This window comes from Paenibacillus sp. V4I7, from assembly GCF_030817275.1.
GTDB lineage: Bacteria > Bacillota > Bacilli > Paenibacillales > NBRC-103111 > Paenibacillus_E.
Map to the genome: position 1 here is coordinate 196,561 of NZ_JAUSZD010000001.1, position 22,919 is coordinate 219,479.

Annotated in this window: 27 protein-coding genes; 4 read left to right on the plus strand and 23 right to left on the minus strand. The window is 40.2% G+C overall.

The window, feature by feature from the left end; translation table 11 throughout:
* Positions 1 to 1,472 precede the first annotated feature (1,472 nt).
* The gene (locus QFZ80_RS00920) at positions 1,473 to 1,922 is read left to right on the plus strand and encodes an RDD family protein (RefSeq protein ID WP_307544833.1); all 450 of its coding nucleotides are present in this window, start codon (positions 1,473 to 1,475) and stop codon (positions 1,920 to 1,922) included.
* Positions 1,923 to 1,992: 70 nt separating this feature from the next.
* Here QFZ80_RS00920 and QFZ80_RS00925 read toward each other — a convergent pair whose 3' ends face one another.
* Positions 1,993 to 2,142 (minus strand): hypothetical protein, encoded by a 150-nt coding sequence (locus tag QFZ80_RS00925; protein ID WP_307544831.1) that lies wholly within the window; start codon positions 2,140 to 2,142, stop codon positions 1,993 to 1,995.
* A gap of 104 nt (positions 2,143 to 2,246) precedes the next feature.
* Between QFZ80_RS00925 and QFZ80_RS00930 the strand changes: the two genes are divergently transcribed.
* The gene (locus QFZ80_RS00930; protein WP_307544829.1) at positions 2,247 to 3,125 is read left to right on the plus strand and encodes a stalk domain-containing protein; all 879 of its coding nucleotides are present in this window, start codon (positions 2,247 to 2,249) and stop codon (positions 3,123 to 3,125) included.
* Between the two features lie 393 nt (positions 3,126 to 3,518).
* Entirely contained in the window at positions 3,519 to 5,093 is a 1,575-nt protein-coding gene (locus QFZ80_RS00935; RefSeq protein ID WP_307544827.1) for a hypothetical protein, read from the plus strand.
* A 259-nt stretch (positions 5,094 to 5,352) separates the two neighbouring features.
* Here QFZ80_RS00935 and QFZ80_RS00940 read toward each other — a convergent pair whose 3' ends face one another.
* The 20 genes from QFZ80_RS00940 to QFZ80_RS01035 all read right to left on the minus strand — a co-directional run bounded on the left by QFZ80_RS00940 (position 5,353) and on the right by QFZ80_RS01035 (position 20,818).
* Positions 5,353 to 5,712 (minus strand): helix-turn-helix domain-containing protein, encoded by a 360-nt coding sequence (locus tag QFZ80_RS00940; RefSeq protein ID WP_307544915.1) that lies wholly within the window; start codon positions 5,710 to 5,712, stop codon positions 5,353 to 5,355.
* A 628-nt stretch (positions 5,713 to 6,340) separates the two neighbouring features.
* Positions 6,341 to 6,496, minus strand: coding sequence for a hypothetical protein (locus tag QFZ80_RS00945; RefSeq protein ID WP_307544825.1), 156 nt, complete (start codon positions 6,494 to 6,496; stop codon positions 6,341 to 6,343).
* A gap of 221 nt (positions 6,497 to 6,717) precedes the next feature.
* Entirely contained in the window at positions 6,718 to 7,182 is a 465-nt protein-coding gene (locus tag QFZ80_RS00950; protein ID WP_307544823.1) for a YiaA/YiaB family inner membrane protein, read from the minus strand.
* A gap of 365 nt (positions 7,183 to 7,547) precedes the next feature.
* On the minus strand, positions 7,548 to 7,763 hold the full coding sequence (locus QFZ80_RS00955; protein ID WP_307544821.1) for a hypothetical protein: 216 nt from the start codon (positions 7,761 to 7,763) through the stop codon (positions 7,548 to 7,550).
* 143 nt (positions 7,764 to 7,906) lie between these two features.
* Positions 7,907 to 8,728 (minus strand): stalk domain-containing protein, encoded by an 822-nt coding sequence (locus QFZ80_RS00960; RefSeq protein ID WP_307544819.1) that lies wholly within the window; start codon positions 8,726 to 8,728, stop codon positions 7,907 to 7,909.
* A 21-nt stretch (positions 8,729 to 8,749) separates the two neighbouring features.
* Positions 8,750 to 9,628: a hypothetical protein gene (locus tag QFZ80_RS00965; protein WP_307544817.1), complete on the minus strand. Its 879-nt coding sequence runs from the start codon at positions 9,626 to 9,628 to the stop codon at positions 8,750 to 8,752.
* Positions 9,629 to 9,655: 27 nt separating this feature from the next.
* Positions 9,656 to 10,201 carry a DUF5381 family protein gene (locus QFZ80_RS00970; RefSeq protein ID WP_307544815.1) on the minus strand — a complete coding sequence of 182 codons (546 nt, stop codon included), beginning with the start codon at positions 10,199 to 10,201 and terminating at the stop codon, positions 9,656 to 9,658.
* Positions 10,198 to 10,743: a hypothetical protein gene (locus tag QFZ80_RS00975; RefSeq protein ID WP_307544813.1), complete on the minus strand. Its 546-nt coding sequence runs from the start codon at positions 10,741 to 10,743 to the stop codon at positions 10,198 to 10,200. Before QFZ80_RS00975 ends, QFZ80_RS00970 begins: the two co-directional genes overlap by 4 nt.
* Positions 10,744 to 10,764: 21 nt before the next feature.
* Entirely contained in the window at positions 10,765 to 11,043 is a 279-nt protein-coding gene (locus tag QFZ80_RS00980; protein WP_307544811.1) for a hypothetical protein, read from the minus strand.
* Positions 11,044 to 11,253: 210 nt separating this feature from the next.
* Complete coding sequence (locus QFZ80_RS00985; protein ID WP_307544809.1) at positions 11,254 to 12,210, minus strand: hypothetical protein; 957 nt, start codon at positions 12,208 to 12,210, stop codon at positions 11,254 to 11,256.
* Between the two features lie 34 nt (positions 12,211 to 12,244).
* The gene (locus tag QFZ80_RS00990) at positions 12,245 to 13,372 is read right to left on the minus strand and encodes a hypothetical protein (protein ID WP_307544807.1); all 1,128 of its coding nucleotides are present in this window, start codon (positions 13,370 to 13,372) and stop codon (positions 12,245 to 12,247) included.
* A 279-nt stretch (positions 13,373 to 13,651) separates the two neighbouring features.
* Complete coding sequence (locus QFZ80_RS00995; protein ID WP_307544805.1) at positions 13,652 to 14,110, minus strand: hypothetical protein; 459 nt, start codon at positions 14,108 to 14,110, stop codon at positions 13,652 to 13,654.
* 420 nt (positions 14,111 to 14,530) lie between these two features.
* Positions 14,531 to 14,833 (minus strand): helix-turn-helix domain-containing protein, encoded by a 303-nt coding sequence (locus QFZ80_RS01000; RefSeq protein ID WP_307544803.1) that lies wholly within the window; start codon positions 14,831 to 14,833, stop codon positions 14,531 to 14,533.
* A 385-nt stretch (positions 14,834 to 15,218) separates the two neighbouring features.
* On the minus strand, positions 15,219 to 15,881 hold the full coding sequence (locus tag QFZ80_RS01005; protein WP_307544801.1) for a TetR/AcrR family transcriptional regulator: 663 nt from the start codon (positions 15,879 to 15,881) through the stop codon (positions 15,219 to 15,221).
* Positions 15,882 to 16,097: 216 nt separating this feature from the next.
* Complete coding sequence (locus QFZ80_RS01010; protein WP_307544799.1) at positions 16,098 to 16,898, minus strand: SDR family NAD(P)-dependent oxidoreductase; 801 nt, start codon at positions 16,896 to 16,898, stop codon at positions 16,098 to 16,100.
* Between the two features lie 61 nt (positions 16,899 to 16,959).
* Positions 16,960 to 18,360, minus strand: a complete 1,401-nt coding sequence (locus tag QFZ80_RS01015) for an MFS transporter (RefSeq protein WP_307544797.1) — start codon at positions 18,358 to 18,360, stop codon at positions 16,960 to 16,962.
* A gap of 635 nt (positions 18,361 to 18,995) precedes the next feature.
* Complete coding sequence (locus tag QFZ80_RS01020) at positions 18,996 to 19,508, minus strand: hypothetical protein (RefSeq protein WP_307544795.1); 513 nt, start codon at positions 19,506 to 19,508, stop codon at positions 18,996 to 18,998.
* Between the two features lie 36 nt (positions 19,509 to 19,544).
* Positions 19,545 to 19,850: a hypothetical protein gene (locus QFZ80_RS01025; protein ID WP_307544792.1), complete on the minus strand. Its 306-nt coding sequence runs from the start codon at positions 19,848 to 19,850 to the stop codon at positions 19,545 to 19,547.
* Positions 19,851 to 19,883: 33 nt separating this feature from the next.
* Positions 19,884 to 20,462, minus strand: a complete 579-nt coding sequence (locus QFZ80_RS01030) for a hypothetical protein (protein ID WP_307544790.1) — start codon at positions 20,460 to 20,462, stop codon at positions 19,884 to 19,886.
* Between the two features lie 215 nt (positions 20,463 to 20,677).
* Entirely contained in the window at positions 20,678 to 20,818 is a 141-nt protein-coding gene (locus QFZ80_RS01035; RefSeq protein ID WP_307544788.1) for a hypothetical protein, read from the minus strand.
* A 130-nt stretch (positions 20,819 to 20,948) separates the two neighbouring features.
* Here QFZ80_RS01035 and QFZ80_RS01040 point away from each other — a divergent pair, with 130 nt between their 5' ends.
* Positions 20,949 to 21,548, plus strand: a complete 600-nt coding sequence (locus tag QFZ80_RS01040) for an AbrB/MazE/SpoVT family DNA-binding domain-containing protein (RefSeq protein WP_307544786.1) — start codon at positions 20,949 to 20,951, stop codon at positions 21,546 to 21,548.
* Between the two features lie 42 nt (positions 21,549 to 21,590).
* On the opposite strand, the gene QFZ80_RS01045 is transcribed toward QFZ80_RS01040, so the two are convergent.
* Positions 21,591 to 21,797 (minus strand): hypothetical protein, encoded by a 207-nt coding sequence (locus QFZ80_RS01045; RefSeq protein WP_307544784.1) that lies wholly within the window; start codon positions 21,795 to 21,797, stop codon positions 21,591 to 21,593.
* Positions 21,754 to 22,893: a GAF domain-containing protein gene (locus QFZ80_RS01050; RefSeq protein WP_307544782.1), complete on the minus strand. Its 1,140-nt coding sequence runs from the start codon at positions 22,891 to 22,893 to the stop codon at positions 21,754 to 21,756. The genes QFZ80_RS01045 and QFZ80_RS01050 overlap by 44 nt, the downstream gene beginning before the upstream one ends.
* Between the last annotated feature and the right edge of the window lie 26 nt (positions 22,894 to 22,919).

Consider the following 22,919-nt stretch of genomic DNA (forward strand, 5'->3'; position numbering starts at 1 on the left):
ACAAATGGTCAAAATTCTTGCTTAAACTTAACTAATGCCTAAAGTCTCAATATGCTACCACTGAAAATCCTTAAAAACTACATCTATTCTTCATCCTCAGAAGCATCGGTTTTACCGTCAAGGAATGCAGTGACGACTGTCCCAACAAATGCCGCCAAACACCAACTGTTTGAGAAGATGAGAAAACAATTACCCCAACTACAAGTAGAAGACGAAAAAGCTTCACTGAAAAGGCACCTCCACATCGGTCATGGAGGTAACATCCCAAATCGTTTGGAAAAGATACCCACTATGCATAATGCCTCGTTAGTTCAATCTCCGCTTCGTTTATTATTCGCCGGATTACCAGTTTGTTTTCCCCTCCCCCAACAATCGGGTCAAGTTCTTGTCGCTTCCCAACAAAGGGGTTAAGTTCTTTTCGTTCGAAAACGACAAGAACTTGTCCGAAAAAAAATAAAAACCCGCGATTTTCGCAGGTTTGAATCGGCTATGTTTTTGTCGCCCGACAATAAAAAAGCTATTCAAAACTACGAGATCTATTTCGAAAATTCGTTAATCTGTATTCATATTTTTAAATCATGGACATAAATGAATATCTACGGATATCCATTTATCTCCAATAAGATCAACGGAGAAAAGAGATTCTATTATCAGAGGTGAAGCTATGCGTAAACTGCAAATAATTGTTCTTAGTATGCTTCTGCTATTCCCGGTTCACCTTTATCTAACAGGTTCTCTTATGGCAGCGTGGAAGATTGTAGATGAAACGTCTTGGAAGATGGATGGAAATGCCGATTCGCCTTTAAAGAGCAAAATGCAAGATTGGCAAACGTGGTATCTTAAAAAACCATTCAGTGTTATGGGGAAGATAATATTTCCCCCCCTGCCCCGGATAGTTTGTTGCTTGATAATTGTCTACAGAAAATAAAGCCTTAGATACAAATTGCGATTTGCGGGCTTTCTTCCTTTCTGTAGCAATTAGTTTAGTGGTAGCTTAGAGGTTACGATACTGCTTGATGACGTTCCTTCAAATCTTACCGTTGTATTATCTGGTTAAGGAATAGCTGATATTTGCCTGCTTGAAGCTTTATTTTGGAACAGAAGTACGTAAGCAATGAATAGATTATGGTTATCCATATTTTAATGTCGAACACTGTCGAACACCAGATAAAGAAAATTTTAGAAATTGTCAGCAGGTAATAGCGTAAGTATTGCAGAAGAAAATGTTAATAAGACTTTGGACCTATGACTTTAAACATCAGCAAAGTGACATAGATCCAGAATAATAGCCATGCCGAGTCATTAGTTCCGATAAGCGAATCTGAAAGTAAAAACTTTTAATAATATGTGGATTTAATCGGCGGGTTGTGCTCAACAACCCACGTCTTAAGTTTACATAAAACTTAACAATTTTGGTTTGCAATAATGTTGGGAATTATCTAAGCTATCATAATAACTATAGGGGGTTTCATATGAATAACAACAAAGAAGTATATGCTGGATTTTGGTTGAGAACAGGTGCTTATGTAATAGACGCTGTTCTAGTATTTGTAGTAACAGTAATAATAGGTTTTGCAGCTAGTCTAATCGGCGCTTGGTCAGATTATGCTGCGTATATTCCAATAATTGTTAATCTAGTTATGCTAGTGGCTAGTATGGTGTACTTGATTGGAATGGAAACCAAGTATGGCGCTACTCTAGGTAAACTAGCTGTCGGGATACAAGTCGTTAAATTAGATGGCACTCCTGTACCAATGGGAAAAGTTGTAGGAAGATATTTCAGTAAAATAATCTCTTCCATACTTTGCATAGGATACATAATGGTAGCCTTCACTGAACGTAAACAAGGACTGCATGACATTATGTCTGGGTGCCTAGTGGTAAAGAAAAACATGAAGCATCAAATAGGTCTACCACAATAATCAGACGAGGGTTCGTCCCCTCTCTAAAGTCCCAGAATGATCTGGCACTTTATAGTTTGGACGAGTTCATTCAATCACGAGCAAGAAGCTCATTGAACGACACACTAATGCCATGCGTAACAATGCCAATCAATCCAGAAATTTTAACTGAGTGGGAGAGCTTAGAGAAAATTTGTTCCGTGCCGGATATTCTATCCGATCGCACAACGGTATTGTTCATTTTGGAATCACCACATAAACGCAATTATTTTTATACTGGTAGCTCTTGCGGCGGTTCATTGCCGTTTCGCAATGTATACATATCCATCAGGAGGTTATTACTTTATGAAAACGATTCAAATGAAAAAGTCTGTATTTGTTTCAACCATCGCAGCCGCAAGCTTGATTTTCGGCTCCGTAGGGGTATTTGCTTCAAGTGGTCTGGAAAAGATTCAAGCGTATTTAAACCACGATATTAAATTCACGGTTGACGGTAAGTCTTGGACGCCGAAAGACAGTGAAGGCAACCAATTGACTCCGATCATTTATGATGGTTCTTCTTATGTTCCTGCAAAAGCGGTGACTGAGAAACTCGGCGGTTCGGTTACTTGGGACGGCGACAGCCAAACCATTCGATTGACAACACCTAACGGCAAGTCCAACGAAGGCATACCTTACAAAGACGGTCAGGGTTCCGCGCCGGTACCTTCAAAACCTGCTCAAACGCCGCCACAAGCTCAAACTCCTGTAGAAGTCCCATCGGGCAATGGGGTAATGGTTCTTGGGGATAAAGATGCTACAACACAGAAAATGCAAGAGCAAGCGGTTGTTATCATTAAAATATTCGGTGAGGCTCTGGAAACAGGCAGCACAGCTAAATATGATGCCTATGTTGATGCATTCACGGCGGATAAGCGAGACCATTCCCCAATTTCTTTAGGGCGTCAGTATTACAAAGATGAGTTCAGCAATAAGGTAAAGGGTGCGATTGCGGCTAATGAAGCGGATCAAGTCGCTGCATATGCAAAGGCATTGAAGTCGGTAACTTCTGCCGACATTAAACTTGATCATGTGAGTACTAAAACAGAGTTCGGTCAATCATTCAAGTACAGCTTCCTTCCGAAAGGCTGGTCGGCTTTCAGTACTGTATATGTGGAGTTTGAGTTCTCTGCGGATCATTACGATAGTAACAACTTCCTTCTTGAGCAAGTTTATGTTAGCTAGGCAACCTCAACTTCATTTAAAAAGTTAACATATGAATTGGCTAGTCGTAAATCTGTATATCACGGATGTCGACTAGCCTTTTTCTTTCAGGGATGTTTGCTCAATAAAAGCAGCTATTACAACAAACAAACAACACGGGAGTACGTACAGGCAAAAAAAGAATGACACCCTTTTCCATTTAATGTGGAAAGAAAGTCACTCTTTTTGCCGTGGTGCCGAAAAATCGACTACCCTTAGCATCTCTGTTATGGTATTCGTAGTTCTATCGGAAGTGTTTATACAGCATTCTTTTAGCGTTTGCAAAGGTAATGACGCTTTAGGGCATCCCTGCTATAATTAAGGGAAATAATGGAAATGATAGCGGATATAACAGCCGTCCATTTGGGGGGAAGTATGGTATTAATACGCCAAACTGAAAGCAAAGCCGATTCGGGGAAGCAAGACGACGTCCGTCGGGGACGTCCGCCGTCTGTAAATGCGTTGCAATCCGCTCATCGTTCTATCGGAAACCGAATGGTACAAAGGATGATCCAGCAGCATCTCACGAATACGAGTCATGAAACGATCCAAAGACAGCTAAACGAAGATCAAATGGACGAATTGGAGTATACTGTAAATAATTATGCCATGGCTCTCGGGTGCTCTAAGAACATCGTTGATCGCACGCTCAGCATATTGCAGAAGCGGCATAACTCCGTTGCCGGAGCGATACAAGATATCGACAATGCTTTCAGCCAAGCGTTCTCCGAGATAAAGGGGGTATCTAAGGAGGAGGACAAAGACGAAGATATCGGTATGGATATAGAAGAGTCAAGCAATAAGCAGGCGACAGAAGTCGCGTTGCAGGCTCCGCATACGCAAACAAAAGTGAACACACCTTCCTTAGAATCCTCCAACCATGAGCAACAATTCCCGAGGCAAAATGACTCGTACCCGCAAAACACTTACCCAAGCACAGACGTTTCTCAACAACCGCATTCAGGCAACCCAAACAATGGAAATTACGGACAATCGCAATTCGGATTCGACCCATACGCTTCTCAACAACCGCAAACAGGTTACCCATACAGCGCATATTACGGGCAAACGCAATCTGGATACGACCCATTCGCTTCTCAACTGCAGCAAACAGGCTACCTATACAGCGGATATTACGGGCAAACGCAATCTGGATACGACTCTTATAATCAGCAACATTCTGGACACGGCTCCCACTACGTCCATGAGCAACCGGTCTACGGCATGTATCCGCAAAGTACATATCCGCAAAGCAATCCAACGAACGTCACGAATCAAACGGGTTACGCATTTCAACAGATCGAGCCAATCGTCAACAACCTTTTTCCCGATAGAGCAAGCAACATTATGGAATTGCTGCAATGGGCAAGCACTTCCCCCATGATCGCCGGTTTTAAAACCTGGTACTCAGACATGATTCAGCGCGCTAATGACGAAAGTATGGTAAAAGACATGCTTTACGAGTTGCTGGATGTCCAAAGGGAAATAAACACAAATCAAGAAATGGACCGTGTCTATCATTTGGACAACGACAAGCAATCATCCGGGAAAAGCTTCGACTATAAAGCGACCCGCGAAAAAAAATATCCCGGTCTAGTGATGTCTATGCAGGAAACCGTGGCCAAGCACGAAGTTACACATGTGGAGCAGCCTGTTCGCTCGTCGGAAGATTTGCACGCTGGCGTCAGGCACATTGCCGAGAAGGTGTTAAGAGAAGACAAAGATCAGCATAAAAACTATAAGATTGGCGGCACGATCGCCATGACAAAGGGAGTTGCCCCCAGAACCACGGTTGAAGACGTGCTAAAAGAGCTGCTGCAGTCGTTGAATAGCAATCCGAGGTCGATCGAGGCCAGAGTGATTAACTTGGATAGGATCGTTATAGTCGATCACAATTTCAAAGTGCTAGGGACGTTTACTAAAAATAAATCTAAATGGACGTTGGAATGATCTCTCTGTTGAATAAAAGGGTCAAGTCTTTGTCGCCCATCGATAGACAGGACAAGTTCTTCTCTTTCGTTCACGACTAGAACTTATCTACTATTCTACAGCAGATGCAGTTGTCTCGTCCCGTTAGTGAGGTCCGCTCTTTAACAGAAGCGGGCCTTACTTTAATAAGAAGTGACTTACTCCAAAAAAGAGACAGCGGCAGCCTCGGACGAGAAATAATGTCCTAGACTAACGCTGCGCTAATTGACCTCTATAAAAATCAAATTGTTTCACTTGCAGTTTTTAAAATCGTCTTCAATAATTTATTCAACTTTATAACCTGCTTATCATTTATCAAAACCTCTGCTACTGCCTTAGCTATCACTTCCCGATTTTCATCGATAAATTCAGAGATATGCTGTTCAATGACCATTCGCATCAAATCATCGTGACTATACTGGGGACCAACGATTAAATCCTCTTCCGGAACATTTAAAGCATTCGCAATTCTGGAGATTGTTGAATTACGTGGAAAAGTGACTAAATCACGTTCAAGTTTAGATAAGTAACTTTCACTAATTCCTGTCCTTTCTGACAAATCAACTAGCGTCATGTCCTGAGAAATTCTTATACTCTTAATAGCTTGTGTATTATACTTCCGTGATTGATTAAAATTCTTACACCGTTCCTTTAGATTTTCCGGCTTCTATCATCTCTGAAAATGAAAAAGACCATCTATCGGTGAATTAACACTGACAGATGGCCACTTGCGGAATATGAGATTAATTCAAAAAGAATTAACCACAATTGTGAATAAGAGCAAAGCTTCTTTGTGCATAAGTGTTAAAACTTCTTGTAAATAGGAGTAACAAGAGTTTCTTTGTACATAAGTGTTAAAAACCTTCTTTGTAAATAGGTGTAACAAGAGCTACTTTGGACATAATGTTAAAGATAATCTTTCCTTGCGCATAGGTAAAACATCATAACTTTCCGATGGACGATTCTTAAAAAGAAAAACATCCGTCGTCATAAATGCCAGCCCATAGGGAGGTAGACTTGCCACATAAAGTGGAAACGGTGTAACTAAATCACCAAGAAAAACTATCTTTATTCTACGTGCTTTCCACTCTTTTTACAAGGATAAAACCACAAAAAGTCCTTGACCCCCTCGTTTTTGGGATCAGGACTCATTTTATTTTTTGATTAGAATTTATGTTCCCCTTTATCTTAAAAAAAATAAGGGGATCTGTCAATAAGGAAGGTGAATTCTAGTTTTTGTCATCTGGATTATATTTTTTGTTTACTAGATTTTCTATCACGTTCTTGGCTGTTCCATCGCGCTCTATTGCTTTAATTACCTTTTGTTTCAAATTGATCGAAATGGTCATGAGTTTTTCATCTGGATCAATTGGTTTGCGACCCATACAAGCCTCCATCCGATCACCTTCCCATTTCCCCTTTTATCTTATCTCTGAAAATATTATATCCTACTATTGTTAAAAAAGTCAGTATCCACTAAGGATAAATATAAATAGCTGTTGACTGATAATATAGATGTTCAAAAACAAAGTGCTAAAATCCAGAAAAACCCGCCAATTATACAGGCGGGTTTAAAATAAAATTATTTAAAAGAAAGAATACATTATTAGCCGTTCAGATTTTGATTTTCCAAGATCTCTTTGTCCTCAACGTTATCGCGAACAACTTTTTGAACCCCGATAGAGCTGTAGGAGATCAAAAGCATAACGGCAATGTAGTATCCCTTTACATTTAATTCGAATGACGCGTTAAATAATCCAATGAAAAACATGACGAATCCGATTATTAACCCAACTATCGCCATTCCGGTGAAAGCGGGAGTGTTACGCATACGATGCTTAGGATTATCGATTTTTAAATCTTTGTCCTCAGCATTGTCCCTTATCACCTTTTGGGTGACAATGCTTGTGATGGTAATTAGGAACATGCATAACAAATAATAACCTTTGACGTTTAATTGCCACTCAGCATTGTAGATACCGAAGCAATATAAGAATAATCCAGCGGCAAGCGCGAAGTAAGAAGCGGCTGTGAAAGCTGGTGTGTTACGTCTTTGATACTTTGGGTACATTGGAGGTCATCCCCTTATAGTTGTATTAGTTTGGTAATTGGTTCTCTTTTACATATATTAACTTGCCGAGCAGCATGATAACAGGCCTATTTTCATGTAGTACCTATCTATGTAATCATTACATGGTAAATGTGCTGAATAATTCATAGGGTTAATTAAACCATTATCTATTATTGGTGATTTTGAAAAACTGCAAGTATATTAAAAAACTTAATAATAGTAGCAGCTGCAAATACAAAACTAAGTATCTTGCGTAATGTTCTTGAAATAACCTTCCAGGCAAGGAAACCCAGAGCTAGAACCACAATAATCACATATAGAATTGGCGATGATAGGAGATTTGAATCAAAAATATTTAACACATATTAGCGCCCCTTCCTTGAAATAAAAACATTCAGTCGACGTTCTTTATATCCTGTGATAATTCCTATGATGAGTGCGGCTAATATTGGGACAAAGAAAATCAATGCACCAATCCACATATCTACTACATCACCATTACGCTTACCTACAATGAAAAATATTGTTGAAGCTATTAACCATACGGCAAATGAAAAAGCCGCAACAACTGTTGAAAGCATGTTATTTCCTCCAATTTAAGCCGTCCAACGACTATCTTTAATTTTCTGTATATTTGAAATGATGACAAGAATAATGAACCTCGTAATAATTTCCTCTAATCATCTCATCAACCCCAAACTTGCATGTTAGATCGGATAATCATTTAGTTATTACCCATCATTGTAGCAAAACTGATATCGGTACAATGGAGTAAATTGTCATCACCTTTTATATAGGTGATACTGACCGATACAGGAGACTGCTTTGAATCCTGTCCAATTATGTATTGGAAGTTTAGTTGTTTCCCTTCCTTCTTAACCGAGCCTGCATCCAATGATGTACTGCCAGTGGATACAGCAGAATTTAGTGCACCCAGAAATTCATCAAGAGACTCCTTGGGCATAGACGAACGAAGAGAATCCGATAGTTTTAAGGATCTGCCGGCTGACTTACTTAGAGCAGTTGGCGCAAAACCCTGATCAATATATCGGGACATGGTATTCTTAATATCTTCTCCATTTCCGGTTTGAAGTGTTAACGAAAAGGAAATTAGCAATCTCTGTGCTGCAGCCTTGTAATCTGTTATCAACTGATCGGTATCATAATTTCCTGGGTAGACGCTTTTAATATCATCCGATGTAACGCTTCGGTCCTGATCTGGGTTTGGATCAATGTTTACTACTCGGTCATCTGAGGACTTTTTGGTTATGATAATGACCCTCTTGTTCTCTTCGTCCCATTGAACATCGGCCCCCAAAGCTTCAGCCAATGCCCTTGCTGATACATAGGAATGACCGCCATATACAATCGGGTACATGATACCATCCTCGCTGGATAGATCGATAGATTTTCCATCTACATATAACTGAAGGGCAGCATTTTGATAGGCTCCATCAATCTCTTTAAGTGTCGTGTCTGCATATGCACCAACACCTAAACCTAATAATAAAAAAGAAACTAGACCAATGCGTATTGGTAATTTCATAATGTTGTTATCCTCCATAGTTCATAGATTGCGTTTCTTCGTTCGTATCAACTCAAGATAATCTGATGACTTAATAACTATTTGTGCCTTATTTATGTCTTTGTAAGTATTCTTTCTCAGATCCCCAAACACAAGAAATTCTTTACCTATGAGGTCTTTCTTATCATATAGAAAATGCTTATAGTATTCCGCGAATATGACGATCGTGAAAGGCTTTTCTTCATCATCGATATCCATATCAATCATAGTTACCTTTTCTAACTTCGTAACCTCGCTAACTCGGCCATACACGAAATACTGCATACGTGGGAGCGTCATGTCTTGCCACAGTAAATCATAAGCCCGATCCGGACTCATCACCACATGAGACAGTGGTAGTTTTCTTCCACCACCCACATTAAAATAGATGGTAGCTAGCATGTCCGGTTCATACGACGTTAACAGCTTCACTATGCTTTTAAGTGACCCAATGGTTCCAGGTGCCTCCTTGTCATCTTTCACTTTAACCTTGTCTTCTTTTTCTTCTTTCTTTTCTTTACGATCGATTGGCTCTTTCGGAATGTAGTCCGGGTCAAGCCTTTTCAAATTTAAATTAATTATTTGTTTCGGAACCCCTTCTGATTCCAAAATCTGTTGCTGATAGAGTGCAGTCTTTTGGATCGCCCCAACTACGTCGAGTGGTTCATAAAACCCGCAGTTCTCCTTATGTTTACTATCAATATCCTTGCCTATAGTTTTGAAATATGCAGATCTCTTCGTTTCGGATGAAGAAGAAGCACCGACATATATGACAGGTGCCTTGCATTGAGGATCTATACAAAATAGCGTGAATCCATGCTTCTCATCCGAATATTCCGAAGCATGGATCACTTTTCCGTTTGGAAGTAGAGCTGTTAACACCGGGATTCCTCCTCTCAACTTAATAGCTCACATAGTTATATTATTTTCATCATTGCTAAGGCTTACTTTTGAGTACATGGCTTCCCATTTCATTCTGCACGCTGTATCAGCCTCAGGAATAATATAATGCTCAACCAAATACTTAATCGCCGTATCAGATAACAGGTTATAGTACCTTAAAAAGTACTCTTTATTGTCAATTGTACTAACAATCAAATCTTCAAAAATCATACCACTCAACTTTTTTGAATGCCATCCGAATTGTAGTTGTTTAATGTTCTTAATTGGAATGCTATGCTTACGGTTTTTTAAGTTGCCATCTTCAATCTCTAATAATACTCGTCCTTTTAATAGTACCGTTACAATCCTTAGTAGTACCGCACCAAAAAAAAGAGTTCCACATAAGCCAATAATGATACCAAAAAAACCTTTTATAATACTTACTGACGGTACAATACCTAATACAAATAGAGAAGAAAGAGTCATAAAACCCATTCCAATAACCATACATCCTGCACCATAATCTGTGTATACAACCTGAACCCCCTTTGGGGTAACCTTGATGTTATTCATTGTTCTATCCAATCTTTCGGTCTAGGAGCGGGAACCCAAGCATAGCCATTTTCCATGAGCATTCCATACTGACCGTACCCGTTCTCATCAACGATCCAAGCTATATTTTTTCGTTTTGAAGCGTCGCTGATATTAACTGGTTCAAATGGGGGAGCTACCGATTTTCGCACCAGTGGGTTCCAACCAAAATGACCGTCAACTTTTACTACGGATTTTTCGCTCTGATTCAACAGCCAAACTCCGAAGTGCTTATGTTCGCCACCAACATACCAAACAGCATCTTTCCGGGGTGGCGCTGCTGGAGGCAGGAAAGGATACCCCTCGTAAAGCGTCTCCCAGTAACCATCATTTAACCAAGCTTCCGAGCTCAATACATACTCGTGAAATGTATCAACTTCCGATCGATCATTGTTCTTGCTCCATGCCGGTTCCACAGACGGCACCGGAACAGATTGTTGTTGTATTCGTCTTTTTAAATAATCTACGACTTCGCCTACTTGTTGTTGCTCTCGTCTTCCTATAAAATCTACGACTTCGCCCATTCTATACACTCTCCCCTTCTATTATTTCTGCTCCATAAAATGCATCACGAAATAGGGTGCGATTGTGAAGACAACCGCCAAGAATCCCATACCAATTGACCAGAAATTAAATGTTTGCTTCATCTTCACGTTTTTTCTTACTTTAAAAATATGACTAATTCCCCAAAGCATTAGTGCTGCCATAACCGTGGCCAATACCCCCCACTTCTGGCCAACGGAGAGAGATAGCAAGACATAATGCTCAACAGTTTTATTTATTGCATCATCGCTAGTTGAAGCCAATAAAAAATGATTAAACATCAAAACTCACATCCTTATATCTGTCAATTTTCTACATTATATACATTAGCTATGTGTTTACCGTACACACGTACGACTATGAGATCACTATATATTTCCAAATGACACCTGTCAAGACTTCATACCTATAAAATGCCTGACTTTTGTCCTATTAAGCTTTTGATGATGCCTTCACAGCTGTCATTTGAAAAGAGGAGAGGCGAGTATCGCTCACCCTCCCATAGCTTCCTGGTAATCTTCGTAATGACGTGAAATATCATGCTGTCCCGGCCATAAACCTAAGACATAACGAGAATTGTTCTGGTATTGTACGAGCGCAGTAAATACCTCATTCGATTCGATTTTTGCGAGCGTAATATGATCGAACACGCCTCGATCACCGGTTTCAATATTTATGCAACTAGCGAGTCCATCGTCGTATCGTTCTGCAATCCGATAATGACCCCAATGCGTACCCTTTCGTTGGTCACTACCGCCATCTTCCAATTGTAAATCGAATTCCGCTTGCTCCAGCTTTTCTTCTGGTGTTTTCGCAGCTAATGGAAAACGAATGACGTTATCCGAATATTGCGGTACTGGCGGATTAGTAAAGATGCCAAGCTTCTTCAAAAATTCAGGGTCTGCTTCAGCTGCAAACTGCATTTCGGTAATCTTGGGAGGCGTGAAATAATGAGATCCTGTTCCTGTATTTTGCTCATCGATATCGAATTCCAATTGTTGCTGCTCAATACTATCGCTTTGCTTCTCTTGTTCTTCTGAGATTGCATCGAGATAGGCTTGCGAGTTCTGTTCGTAATCAACTTTCGCTTCATTATTTGCCACTTCATTGGAGTGTACGGTTACAATGATAGTTTCGGCTTGGGCTGTTATCGGTTCGTCAACCTCTACCTGACTAATGAATGATTCCGAAACATCAACCTTTTCAACTTCTTCAGTCGATATACGTAATTCAGGTTTAAGGGTTGTCGATATACGATAAGCCTGACTTTTATCCCTATACCAAGATAGACGCATTTCAAGATCGGCAATGGTAGATTCCATATCCGAGTGCCGTCCAGCCCCACGAAAATACAACCTAAAAAGTCCTGCGACAACAAGTGGAAGCGCGATGATCATAGCCACTCCACCTAATATTAAATAGGCAGCAGGTATTTCTATATGAAACATAGTCTTATCCCTCTTCTGCGCACTTGCGCCATATTTAATCAAATAGCTGACCTTGAAACTCTCCATAATAATTGGTTTCCAGCCCGACTACGAAATCTAGGCTTTCGTGGATTGCACGAGAGGAATCCCATCTTGGATCCTTCGAGATTTGTCCTTGATAGGTCATCATTTTACCAAATCTACGTGGTGCGACAATGGCAGACGTTAGGTCCACGCTATGCCAAGGAAACCTGAGCAAGTTTTGATCGCATACACCGAACCCGTGAAAGTTCACATCCGAATATCGTTCAAAAACTTCGCTTAGCAGCTCGTACCTTTTTTTCCACGAACTAATGGTTAAGATTCCGCCTATACCGACGCAAGGAGGATCGACCTTTGTAAGAATCTCGTCCAGAAAGGAGAACGGTGATGAGTCAATGTGCCAAATTGGCATCGGGCATACACCTTCATCACAAAGAAATTCAAAATGTGCTGCAGATAACGCATCATTTCCACGGACATCAAGATTAGACCATGTAAAGAATTCCTTGCGGTAAAGTCTTAAGAAGGCAGCATACTCCTCGATATTGATCGGGCATTCATGCAGCTCCCATGCCTTCACCTTGGCAAAGTTAAAACTGTTCATCAACTGAAAGCCCCCGCTGTCTATAAAGAGCTTTTCAATTCCGTTTTCCGCCTTATACCTTCGCCAATTATCTTTACCTTGTTTTCGAAGGTACAAATAATTGAACATAGCCCACCGCGCGCCTCGTGATGCAGCTATAGCGAGGTCCCTTGGATGTGATTCTGTTCCGGAGAGCCAAACGCGAATTCCTAAGATCGTCAGCCGGTGCAAGCCTGTCCTGGTTTCTGTGACCCGTGAAATATCTGAAAACATCTCGACAAGACAACCAAAAAGTGCGGAGCTCATTCTACAGAAACGTTCCACGTCTTTGATTACGCAAGTTCGCGTGTAGTAGACATACGCTGCAGCCTTCACCAATCGCTTCCGCGAAATTTGGTTAGGAGAACTTGCCCTCTTCGGATTCAGCCACAAGTTATCATCATGCTGCTGGATTACCTGACTCCGTGATCCTGTTACCGTTTGAATGTACTGTCGGCGTCGCGCCTTCTTCAAAAAACTGCGGACTCGCCTGCTTGCCTCCGTTTGATAGTCGATCAAGTTGAATCATCCCTCTCCTTTAAACATAAAGAGCCATGACGACAGATCGCCACGGCCCACGCACCCTTATACATTAAATTCTAAATCCTCATCTATCATGACTAACCTACTGCGACGATAATTTAGAAGTTCCACATCCTCGTCCTCCAATTCAATAAACAGAGACCGAAATAATTGTGTTACCTTTTTCAACATATACAACATCCTCCTTGCCCCCGCCTCCAATAGGTGGGGGTCATAAAATACTCCCACCTAGGAGTTAAAGCAAAGATTTGTCGATTAACCGATGATAAGCCCTGGCGTGAGAAGATCGCCAATCGTTTCCTCAATGGAGTGAAGTATGTTTCCGCTGTAGTTAAGCTTCTCCATTTTTACAATGACATTAAGGGAACGATTTTGCTGCTTCAATCCATCTGCATACCCAGATAAAAACTGACAAACACCTTCGGAATTTATAAAATGAAAGGTACTTTTTCCAACCGTGATCCTAATCTTACTTACGATCAGATTGACAGTCTTTATCTCGTCAGCGGTGAAAGCCTTGGGGATGATCTTATCTAGATTCCACCATCTACGCCATCCGCTAACTTCAACATGATATCCGCTAGGACAAGACATTGCTTTCTTGTCGATCTCTGCAGCCCACTTCATGGCTTCATCGAATGTAGCGTTCTCCAAGTCTATAGTGACAGGGTTTCCGCACTTCTCACATGTGGTCTCAATCAAACGTTCTGCCATCTGGCATTCCTCCTGGACATAAAAAATAGAGCCGATAAAATACCCGCTCCTTGTTCATACAATATGGACTTACGTTTACTGCAGCATATAGATAACTTACGTTTACCTACTTGTCCGCTGAGTACACATTGGATTCATTAGAATCTCCTCCTCACATATGTTTTCCAACGCAAAAAATGCCCAACTGCAGGAATCCTTAGAAACAAGCAGACTACACCTGTTCTCATAAATTCCGCCGCTAGGGCATTAGGCTTCACGTAAGGTAATACAAAATTCTAATATAACTATACCACAATACATCCGGAGATGGAATAAGAAGAGCCACATAGAATTTCACTTAATCAGCAAAGGAGAGGGGAATACCCCACTCCTTTGAACATTCTCATACATCGATTGTATGATTTAAACCAATCCTCACTTTTATTTTAGACCTGTTTTGCGCTTTTGATTGTAATGTTTTTGACAAAAACCTTTTGCGTACCCAAGGCCCCCACAAACAGTACATTCTAAGTTATACTTTTCTTTCTTTCTACCTCTTTTATTTGAAGCATTTCTCAAGCCTAATGCTAAATCATAGTCTTCTAGTTGATATAGTTCTTCCACCTTTAAATCGAAGAAATTTGCCATTCTGTATGCAATAGCCATAAAGGGAATAGCCTTGTTTTTGCGATAGTTAATTATTGCTTCTACAGTTATCTTGCAATAATCCGCTAAGTCCTGCATAACCCCTATAATTGATGCTTTACTTTCTTTATTACTCTTTCGTTTTTGAGATTCAGCTTTGATTAGTTCGTTAAGTCTATGACGAAATTGATAAATTACAATAAAGTATTGTCCTCTAACACCTTATCTTTAAAGGGATTTTCATCGATATGAATCATTCAAAATTACAATAAAGTTTGGTTCTTAATTGCATTTTCGTTTTGACCTTCATCTCGTTGTTTGTCCATTACATTAAAGTTTTGTTCCCAAGGTAGTTGACTATGCGTTAGCAGTACTATTCATAGGCACCTGCGGGGCTAGCTACATGAGAGAAAGCCGAGCACATGTCGGGTAATAACTCGGCATCTACTCAGCTTCGGTTCTCTATAGAGTCAAACATGAATTGTTACAATGTCCTATTAAACTTTTCAACAATGTGGTCTATGATAGGAATGATGTTGGAGTCATCGATGACCGACATCTTTTCAGGTTTGAATAATTGAAACTTTTTAAATTGATAATAGTCGTGTAAAACTTGCTGAATAGACATTTGATTATAAACCAAGTACTTAATATTAATAATCTCACGAAGCAACAAATCGTCTTGGAGGATAATGAATTTCTCATTAATTGGGTTGAAGATCCCTTTATCTTTTCCAAATTGATAGAAATTCTGAGCTTGCTGTTCGCGTTTATTTAAAGTGTTCTTTAACAAATCAAACAAATCGGGGAATGCGGATTGAAGGTCTTTTAGAAATACATCCGTTATTTTTCCCACAAGAGACACGGATTGTTCAAACATTTGCTGGAACCAAATGCCAAAAAATTTGTCATCGTTGTCTAACGCAGGGTCTTCAAGTTTATTTATATAATCAACAAATACGCGAACAACGCCTTTGATAACATCTTCCTTAGAAGAAAAATGTTTGTACATCGTAGCTCTGCTAATATCCATATGTTTTGCAATATCATCCATCCTTAAACTTTGAAAACCATCCTTCATGACAGATGAAATCAGCTTTTTAAGCAGCTTTACTTTCGTTTCGTCCAGCTGAATCCCGGTAGTCAATGATGTTCCTCCTTTCGAGCAAGCTATCCTTTTATTATACATGACATTACCAACTCTATAAACATTGAAAGCAAAAAAGATGTTTTTCACTGATTTTGTATATTGCCCGAGCTTGGGTTTGACTGTTTCCAGCAAATGGGGGTGTCCCATAAGTCCATTACAATGACTTTGGGACGCCCCCTTTTCATTTCAGATACAATATCAACCTTCGCTTTTTTAGAAAGCCCCCTTAATCAAACCTCCATCAACACGTATCGTGGCACCACTTATATATTGGGCATAATTACTGCATAAATAGACAACAGCAGCCGCAATCTCATCTGGATAGCCAAACCGTCCTTGGTCATTCGGTATTAAAGAATTCACTGCATTGGGTTGAATCTCTTCCCATGTTTCGCCCCAGCCCCTGGATGGACCAATGCTTTCGACTAATTCCTTAACCGCGTCTACCAGTATCGCTCCGGGTGAGACAACATTCGATGTGATACCAGTATTTTTAAGCTCACGAGCTAACGACACCGCAAGATTATGGCGCGCTGCGAGTGTTGCATTGTACTGCGGATGGGTGTTCATCGGTTGAAGCGCTAGACCTCCACCAATTGTAATAATTCGTCCCCAGTTCAGATCACGCATCTGAGGGACAAGCCTTTGAATCATACGAACTCCTGATACCACATTGACATTATAGGTTTCAGACCATTCATCTGCGGTTGCATCCGTCCAGGAAAGATGGCGATAGAAGCCGGCATTATTGACCAGTATGTGCACAGGGCCGTCGGCTAAAGCTGCTTTTGCTACTGCATCTGCACCGGCGTCTGTAGTGAGTTCGCCAAGTGCCGGTAATGCTGAACCTCCATCTGCGCGAATGGCTTCAACAACTGCATGGGTACGAGCTTCATCTCTTCCGTGTACAATGACACTTGCACCTTCTGCTGCCAGCATCTTCGCCATAGCCATACCCAACCCACTGCTGGAACCAGTAACTAATGCGCGTTTCCCTTTTAATTCTAATTGCATATATATCATTCTCCTCTAGATAATATTGTTGGTGTTTTTCTTGTTTAACACTAGTAATGATTTATGCCGGCATCTTGTGTAGCTCCGGGTTGCGACTTCGGAGAAGCAACAGGATAGTTACCGCTGCTAATGAAGCAACAAAGAGGAATGCTGATCCTGTAATCGTTGCTGAAATGGCGTTTGCGAACTCAATTTTTGAAGCATTGCCTGAAGAATTGTATGCTCCAAAGACTGTAGCCAAAATAGCTAACCCCACAGATCCACCGATTTGATGGGCTACATTAACAATTCCAGATGCTGCTCCAGCATCACCTGGTTCAACTTTAGACAGACCTAGTGTAGTAAATGGAATGAAAACAATTCCTGCTCCAATTCCTAATATAACCATTGGAATTAAGATACCTATATAAAAGTTTGTCTCGAGAGAGATTCTGCTTAACCAGCTCATACCTACGATAGCGACGAATATTCCTGAAATTAATAGTTTTGACGTACCAAATTTGGCTAACAATTTCGGCACGACATACATCATCGCAAACTGAACTGCTGTCATAGGAACGAATGCCAAGCCGGCTTGAAATGAATTAAACCCACACACAATCTGTAAAAACTGCGAAAGGAAATATATCATTGAAAACATGCCACCAACGAAAAGGAACCTCCCTAAATAGCCAGCGGTTCGTTCACGATTAATAAATAAACGTAACGGCGTGATTGGTTGTTTTGCACGTGACTCAATAAATACAAAACTTATCACTAAGACGATACCAATCATCAGGGAAATGATGGTCACTAGGTTTCCCCATCCCTTATCTGCTGCTTGAATGAACCCGTAAACCAATGCCGTCATCCCAACAACAGAAGTAAATGCACCAACGAAATCAAATCGACCTGATACCTTCTCTGTATGAGGTAAATATTTTGGCGCTAACAAGAGTAATATCATTCCAATCGGAACATTGATAAACATACCTACACGCCAAGAAATCAAATCCGTTAGAAGACCGCCAAGCACAAGTCCCACACTTCCCCCAATTCCAGAAATTGCGCTATATAGTGCGATGGCCTTTGCTCTTTCTTTTTGTTCAACAAAGATTACTGATAGTAATGCCAATGTAGATGGTGTTGCTAATGCTGCAGCTACTCCTTGAAGGGAACGAGAAATTAATAGGAATTCGGTGGAATTGGCTAGTCCAACAAGCAAAGACGCAACCGAAAACAACGCTATCCCAATCATAAAAACGTTCTTTCTGCCAAATATATCCCCTGCTCTTGCCCCCAAAAGTAACAGACCACCAAATGCCAAGATATAAGCATTTTGGACCCAAGTTAAAGTCGTAGTCGAAAGCTGTAAGGTGCGTCCGATTTCAGGTAAGGCTGTAATCATGATGGATGCATCCAAAACAATCATGAGCTGACATGCAATTATGGTTAACAATGCTACGCTTTTTGAGCTTTTCAAGAAACACACTCCTCTCACAATGAACTGAGAAATTTTTTTACTTTATTGGTCTGCTCTCTTTTATTTATTATTCGCTTCCTTCCTGAGCACAGCTTTATCATAACACCGTTTAAAAACTTTGTAAACAATTTATGTTCATTTTGTCTATAATGTTTACCTATCGTAGAATGTTCCTGCTGAACGGATCGCCAATGAGACGCGCGGACGGTCTGCGATACGTATGGATTATACCCGGCTGCATCGGGTCAGCTGGCTGATTGCTACCTATAGAGAGGATTTTTCCATGGAGTTGAGCGGGACCAAACTAGGGTATGTGCAAATGAAAAAGAGGGAATAACTGGGCTAAATGCTTCCGAAGGAGAATAGGAATGGAGTCTTCTGCAAAAATATCGGGAACTCAATTAAGTTTATTATTGTTTTCCTTTGTAGCTATCCCTCCTTTAAAAATGTCCCGATGGCAACAATCATCGGGACATTTTAGGGGCAATTAGCTCTTCAGTATGTTTGTCCGCTTCAGAACAACACTTTATTGTTTAGAACAATACTTTATTGTAATTTGTCAGAAATCCCTTGTACATCATATATAATTCTCCATTCAAATAAATTGATCATTCCTCTTATCAGTCATCTACTTCTCATATCATCAAGAGCAGTTGCCCCTCACAATGTGCATCGCGCTTCTGCTTCTTGCCCTCTGAAGAAGCCATAGCTAGTTGAAGTGGAAGTTGAGAAGAAGTCAAAGTATCCTTAGCTGGCCCTACATGATATCCATGCTTTACTGCAAGTTTCTCAAGTGTTGACAGCTCTCGTTGTCTCTTCTCTTCCTCTACTTCGAATCGAATGACTGGCAGCAACTCTCGCGCGATTGCCTTTAACGCATTGCCGATGTCAGTGTAGGAACCGACGCCCCACTCGTAATGATGTTGGAGGAGCTCCTCAAGCAGTTCGATCATTCCTTTACGTCCATCATAGTAATCTATGAAGCCATGGCGGTCGTAATGTGCTATGAAACCGCTACGCAGATACAAAAAATCATATAGCGCCTTATCAATCAACTGGGAATCACGTGCTTTGACGACTTTCATAAATTTCTTATAAATCCTTTGCTTTTGCTGCCCCGTTAAACGAAGTTCATCCTGGAATTCCATGGACGTTACCCTCCTTAAATAAATAAGGCGCCTAGATTAGGCACCTTTTATCTCCATATGATATTTCTTTTCCTTTACAGCATCATCATATCGCTCTACGACAATGACTTGATCATACCTCTGTTCGAACACACCTGGAACCTCGTACAATAAATAGAATCGACCGCTAACCTCTCCGCGATATGAAGCGGGGAAAGCATCATATTCTTCCATCAACAGTAGAGGAAGAATAGATATATCTTTTGAGTACCCTCGCGCATTTCTAGCCGATACGGCAGCCATGATATCATTCTCTACATGTACGATCCGTTCATTTATAGCTTCATACAGGCAAAATTTCATGTGCCTCTACCTCCTCTTTCATATGTAAACCTTTTATCCGAAACTACCTTCACATACGAGTTGGTCCTCAGGATCTTCAAGAATGCCGCAAGTAAGTACAAAGTCGACATCATTCCTTAGATCCTCTTCGGACCTCCCCGTTGAGTCGAGGATAGTTTTTACTGGATATTTCCCTACATAAAAAAAGGTCATCATACTAGCTGGGACGCCCATTCTGCGATACTTAACCAGTTTTCTAACGAGCAATCCGTACTCACTCATTGTCACAAGATTAATGTCCATGATGTCATCAATGAGTTCGTAAAGATCAGCCATCACTTTGTCAGCACCATTTTTTCCCGATCGTTCAAGTTGTCGGAGATCCAGCATCGAGTAGCCAGCCTCAAGTAATAGCCAAACAGCCTTTACTTCGTACTTGTTTTGAGGATTAGTAAGCATCCTACTTAGACTACCGCTTAATTGCATTAGTTCGGATGAATCCATACCCAGCAGTACTAATAGATGTCCAATTACCGAGAAGCGGGTTCGTTCTCCAGAAGACTCGATATATTCCGCATTCTCTGAAATCCCTCGTTCTTTCACAACATCAAGCAAATCTTGTAATTTTCTCATGTTCATCCCTCTTAGGGAATCCCTCCTTTGTTTTCATAGATGTGTTTACCTGCAAAAAAAAGAAAGCCCTATGCAGATGGACTTTGATAGCCATAAAAAAATAAGGCTAAACAAAATTCCGCCACATAGGGCTTTCGACTTGAGCAAGGTGTAACATATCTTTAGGGGAATTATATCATAAATATATTCCGTTTGGAAGATATTGTGTAGTCAGTTTACGTTAGTCGATCCATTTTTTCATTCAATTTCCGAAGCATTTCAGCTCTCTTCGTTTTCCGTTCCTTCATCAACTGCTCTATCGATCGCATTTCTACTTTTTGCGGTTTCCGTATAAATGAAAGAACATTTCCTTTCATCTCTACCCTCCTTCAAAGAATGATACTGTCATTATAAAAAATATGCTATTTCGTTTCTCCAAACTCACCTTGACATTTTCCTTACACTTCCTAACTGTGTGAAGTAAGGATATGTAAGGAGGTAATATTGATGTTTAAATCCACAATAACAAGTAAAGGTCAACTAACCGTTCCAAAAGAAATTCGTGAACTTCTCAACCTTAATACAGGAGATGGTGTTGTTTTTAAGGTTAATGATGCGAGAAATATAGTTGTTACGTTTGAAAAAGATGAAGAAGTTATAGAATGTCCTATTTGTAAAGGGTTTGACCCTTTCTATTTTAATGCAAACTATGGATCTTGCTTTTTATGTGATCAAACAAAGTATGTTAATGCAAAGATTTCAGCATGGCAACAAATAGGAATGATTAAATCAATAAAATATGGTGTATCAGTTTCTGTTATTCAACACGAGAAAGGTTCCAATGGAGAGTTTATTCAGAGTTTAATCCCTAAAGTTAAACTCTACAGCAAAAAATACTCTGAGGAATTACTTGATATTGCACACGACTATCTTCAAATGAAATATATAGTGGAGTACGCCCCTCGAAATCAATTTGAACCTGAAAAATTTATGAACCTAACTGAAATTATCTTGGATGAAATCCTTGCATTATTGAAAAGCGAAGCCGCAAAAGAAGAATCTAGAAGATGGTTTATCAATCTACTGGAAATTAGTCAGGCTGATTAAAAATAAAAGCCGTCGCATCACGACGGCTAAATACTTATCAATTTAGTTATGCAATAAGACGGCAGACTCCTTCTTGCTGTTCTTCATAACAGCTGAAGCTTGATCTGCAATAGAACTAACCATACGAAGACGATCATCTGTATCCATATTACGATTATTATTAATCTGTCTCAGCTGCATAGCTAGCGCCAACAGTTGATCCGCTTCAGAAAGAGACTTTTTGCGAAAGAAGCTCCAAAAGAATTGCATGCTCGTCACCACCTAACCGAACTTGATAAGATAGCTCAATTAATAGACTCAATTGAATGATATTTAGATATCGCTCAATGTTGTCAAAATCTGCTTCACTTACCTCATCCTTAGATTGAGAGGCTACTACTACGACACCAATCATTTCCCCATGGTGCATAATCGGGAGCCCTACAATACTATTATATCTTCTTTCGCCTTGCTTGACAATGATATGTGCTGCCTGTGAAGAAATGTCAGTATAGAGAATCCTTCGGTTCTCTTCCCACACTTGACCCACAAATCCTTCTCCCTTTGAAAACTTCAAACTTCCGTCAATAGAACTTCCACTTCTGCATTCCCCAACAAGTACCATGCTCTCTTCGGGGATATTCCTCAAAAAAATGTAAGCATGTTTGTTGTTTGTGCTGTCAATTGTAGTGCTACAGATTTCGGCACAAATTGAACTCAGAAATAAGTTTAGACGATACGGTTCCTTGTCTCTCAAAGTAAACGATTTTGCAGCCAAGTTGTAACATTTTCCTATTAAATGATCAAGGTTCATTACAAGTCTACGTTCACGCAATGTATCTTTCACTGTCACATTGAGTTCATCAAACACAATAGTATGAGCTGCGTTTAGTGCTTCCAACTCAGTTATTCTTTGTTGCAACTTCTTAATTTCTTCATCTTTCCCAACTTGCTTATACTGTTCTACCGCATATTCATGATGTAAGAGATTAGGAAACCAGGAATATAATTGCCCTCGCTCTTTATCCCGGCTACAAAGCCATAAGGCCCAACCACCGAGCACTCTGTACATTCCGATCCACGCGAAAACCAAAAACATTAAAACAATAAAAAGGGTCTTATTATTGAATGTCCCGTTTGAAACAAACAGGAAGGTACAAACGGTGTTAATTCCATTATAAATCAACACAATTATTTGGGGCACAGCTCCGTCTACCGCTGCGTCAATACCATACAGTGTTACACATGTAAGAACCAATGCCATAATTCCAGCGATTACCATCCTTCGTTTGTATCCCTTTTTAGGATTATACGACGGGTAGTATCCTTGTTCTGTCACTTGTTCCATATTTGGTTGAGTTTGCATCTTCTTTTTCTCCTTTGCTCAATAAG

Coding starts and splice junctions, on each gene's coding strand:
- QFZ80_RS00950 (WP_307544823.1), bottom strand. CDS start 7,182: ATGTACCCAAAGTATCAAAGACGTAACACACCAGCTTTCACAGCCGCT.
- QFZ80_RS00955 (WP_307544821.1), bottom strand. CDS start 7,763: ATGCTTTCAACAGTTGTTGCGGCTTTTTCATTTGCCGTATGGTTAATA.
- QFZ80_RS01045 (WP_307544784.1), bottom strand. CDS start 21,797: ATGCAATTCTTTTGGAGCTTCTTTCGCAAAAAGTCTCTTTCTGAAGCG.
- QFZ80_RS00970 (WP_307544815.1), bottom strand. CDS start 10,201: ATGAATAACATCAAGGTTACCCCAAAGGGGGTTCAGGTTGTATACACA.
- QFZ80_RS01000 (WP_307544803.1), bottom strand. CDS start 14,833: ATGCAGGACTTAGCGGATTATTGCAAGATAACTGTAGAAGCAATAATT.
- QFZ80_RS00975 (WP_307544813.1), bottom strand. CDS start 10,743: ATGGGCGAAGTCGTAGATTTTATAGGAAGACGAGAGCAACAACAAGTA.
- QFZ80_RS01050 (WP_307544782.1), bottom strand. CDS start 22,893: ATGCAAACTCAACCAAATATGGAACAAGTGACAGAACAAGGATACTAC.
- QFZ80_RS00995 (WP_307544805.1), bottom strand. CDS start 14,110: ATGGCAGAACGTTTGATTGAGACCACATGTGAGAAGTGCGGAAACCCT.
- QFZ80_RS00925 (WP_307544831.1), bottom strand. CDS start 2,142: ATGAACAATACCGTTGTGCGATCGGATAGAATATCCGGCACGGAACAA.
- QFZ80_RS01030 (WP_307544790.1), bottom strand. CDS start 20,462: ATGAGAAAATTACAAGATTTGCTTGATGTTGTGAAAGAACGAGGGATT.
- QFZ80_RS00980 (WP_307544811.1), bottom strand. CDS start 11,043: ATGTTTAATCATTTTTTATTGGCTTCAACTAGCGATGATGCAATAAAT.
- QFZ80_RS00930 (WP_307544829.1), top strand. CDS start 2,247: ATGAAAACGATTCAAATGAAAAAGTCTGTATTTGTTTCAACCATCGCA.
- QFZ80_RS00945 (WP_307544825.1), bottom strand. CDS start 6,496: ATGGGTCGCAAACCAATTGATCCAGATGAAAAACTCATGACCATTTCG.
- QFZ80_RS01025 (WP_307544792.1), bottom strand. CDS start 19,850: ATGAAATTTTGCCTGTATGAAGCTATAAATGAACGGATCGTACATGTA.
- QFZ80_RS00935 (WP_307544827.1), top strand. CDS start 3,519: ATGGTATTAATACGCCAAACTGAAAGCAAAGCCGATTCGGGGAAGCAA.
- QFZ80_RS01010 (WP_307544799.1), bottom strand. CDS start 16,898: ATGCAATTAGAATTAAAAGGGAAACGCGCATTAGTTACTGGTTCCAGC.
- QFZ80_RS01020 (WP_307544795.1), bottom strand. CDS start 19,508: ATGGAATTCCAGGATGAACTTCGTTTAACGGGGCAGCAAAAGCAAAGG.
- QFZ80_RS01035 (WP_307544788.1), bottom strand. CDS start 20,818: ATGAAAGGAAATGTTCTTTCATTTATACGGAAACCGCAAAAAGTAGAA.
- QFZ80_RS01040 (WP_307544786.1), top strand. CDS start 20,949: ATGTTTAAATCCACAATAACAAGTAAAGGTCAACTAACCGTTCCAAAA.
- QFZ80_RS00960 (WP_307544819.1), bottom strand. CDS start 8,728: ATGAAATTACCAATACGCATTGGTCTAGTTTCTTTTTTATTATTAGGT.
- QFZ80_RS00920 (WP_307544833.1), top strand. CDS start 1,473: ATGAATAACAACAAAGAAGTATATGCTGGATTTTGGTTGAGAACAGGT.
- QFZ80_RS00985 (WP_307544809.1), bottom strand. CDS start 12,210: ATGTTTCATATAGAAATACCTGCTGCCTATTTAATATTAGGTGGAGTG.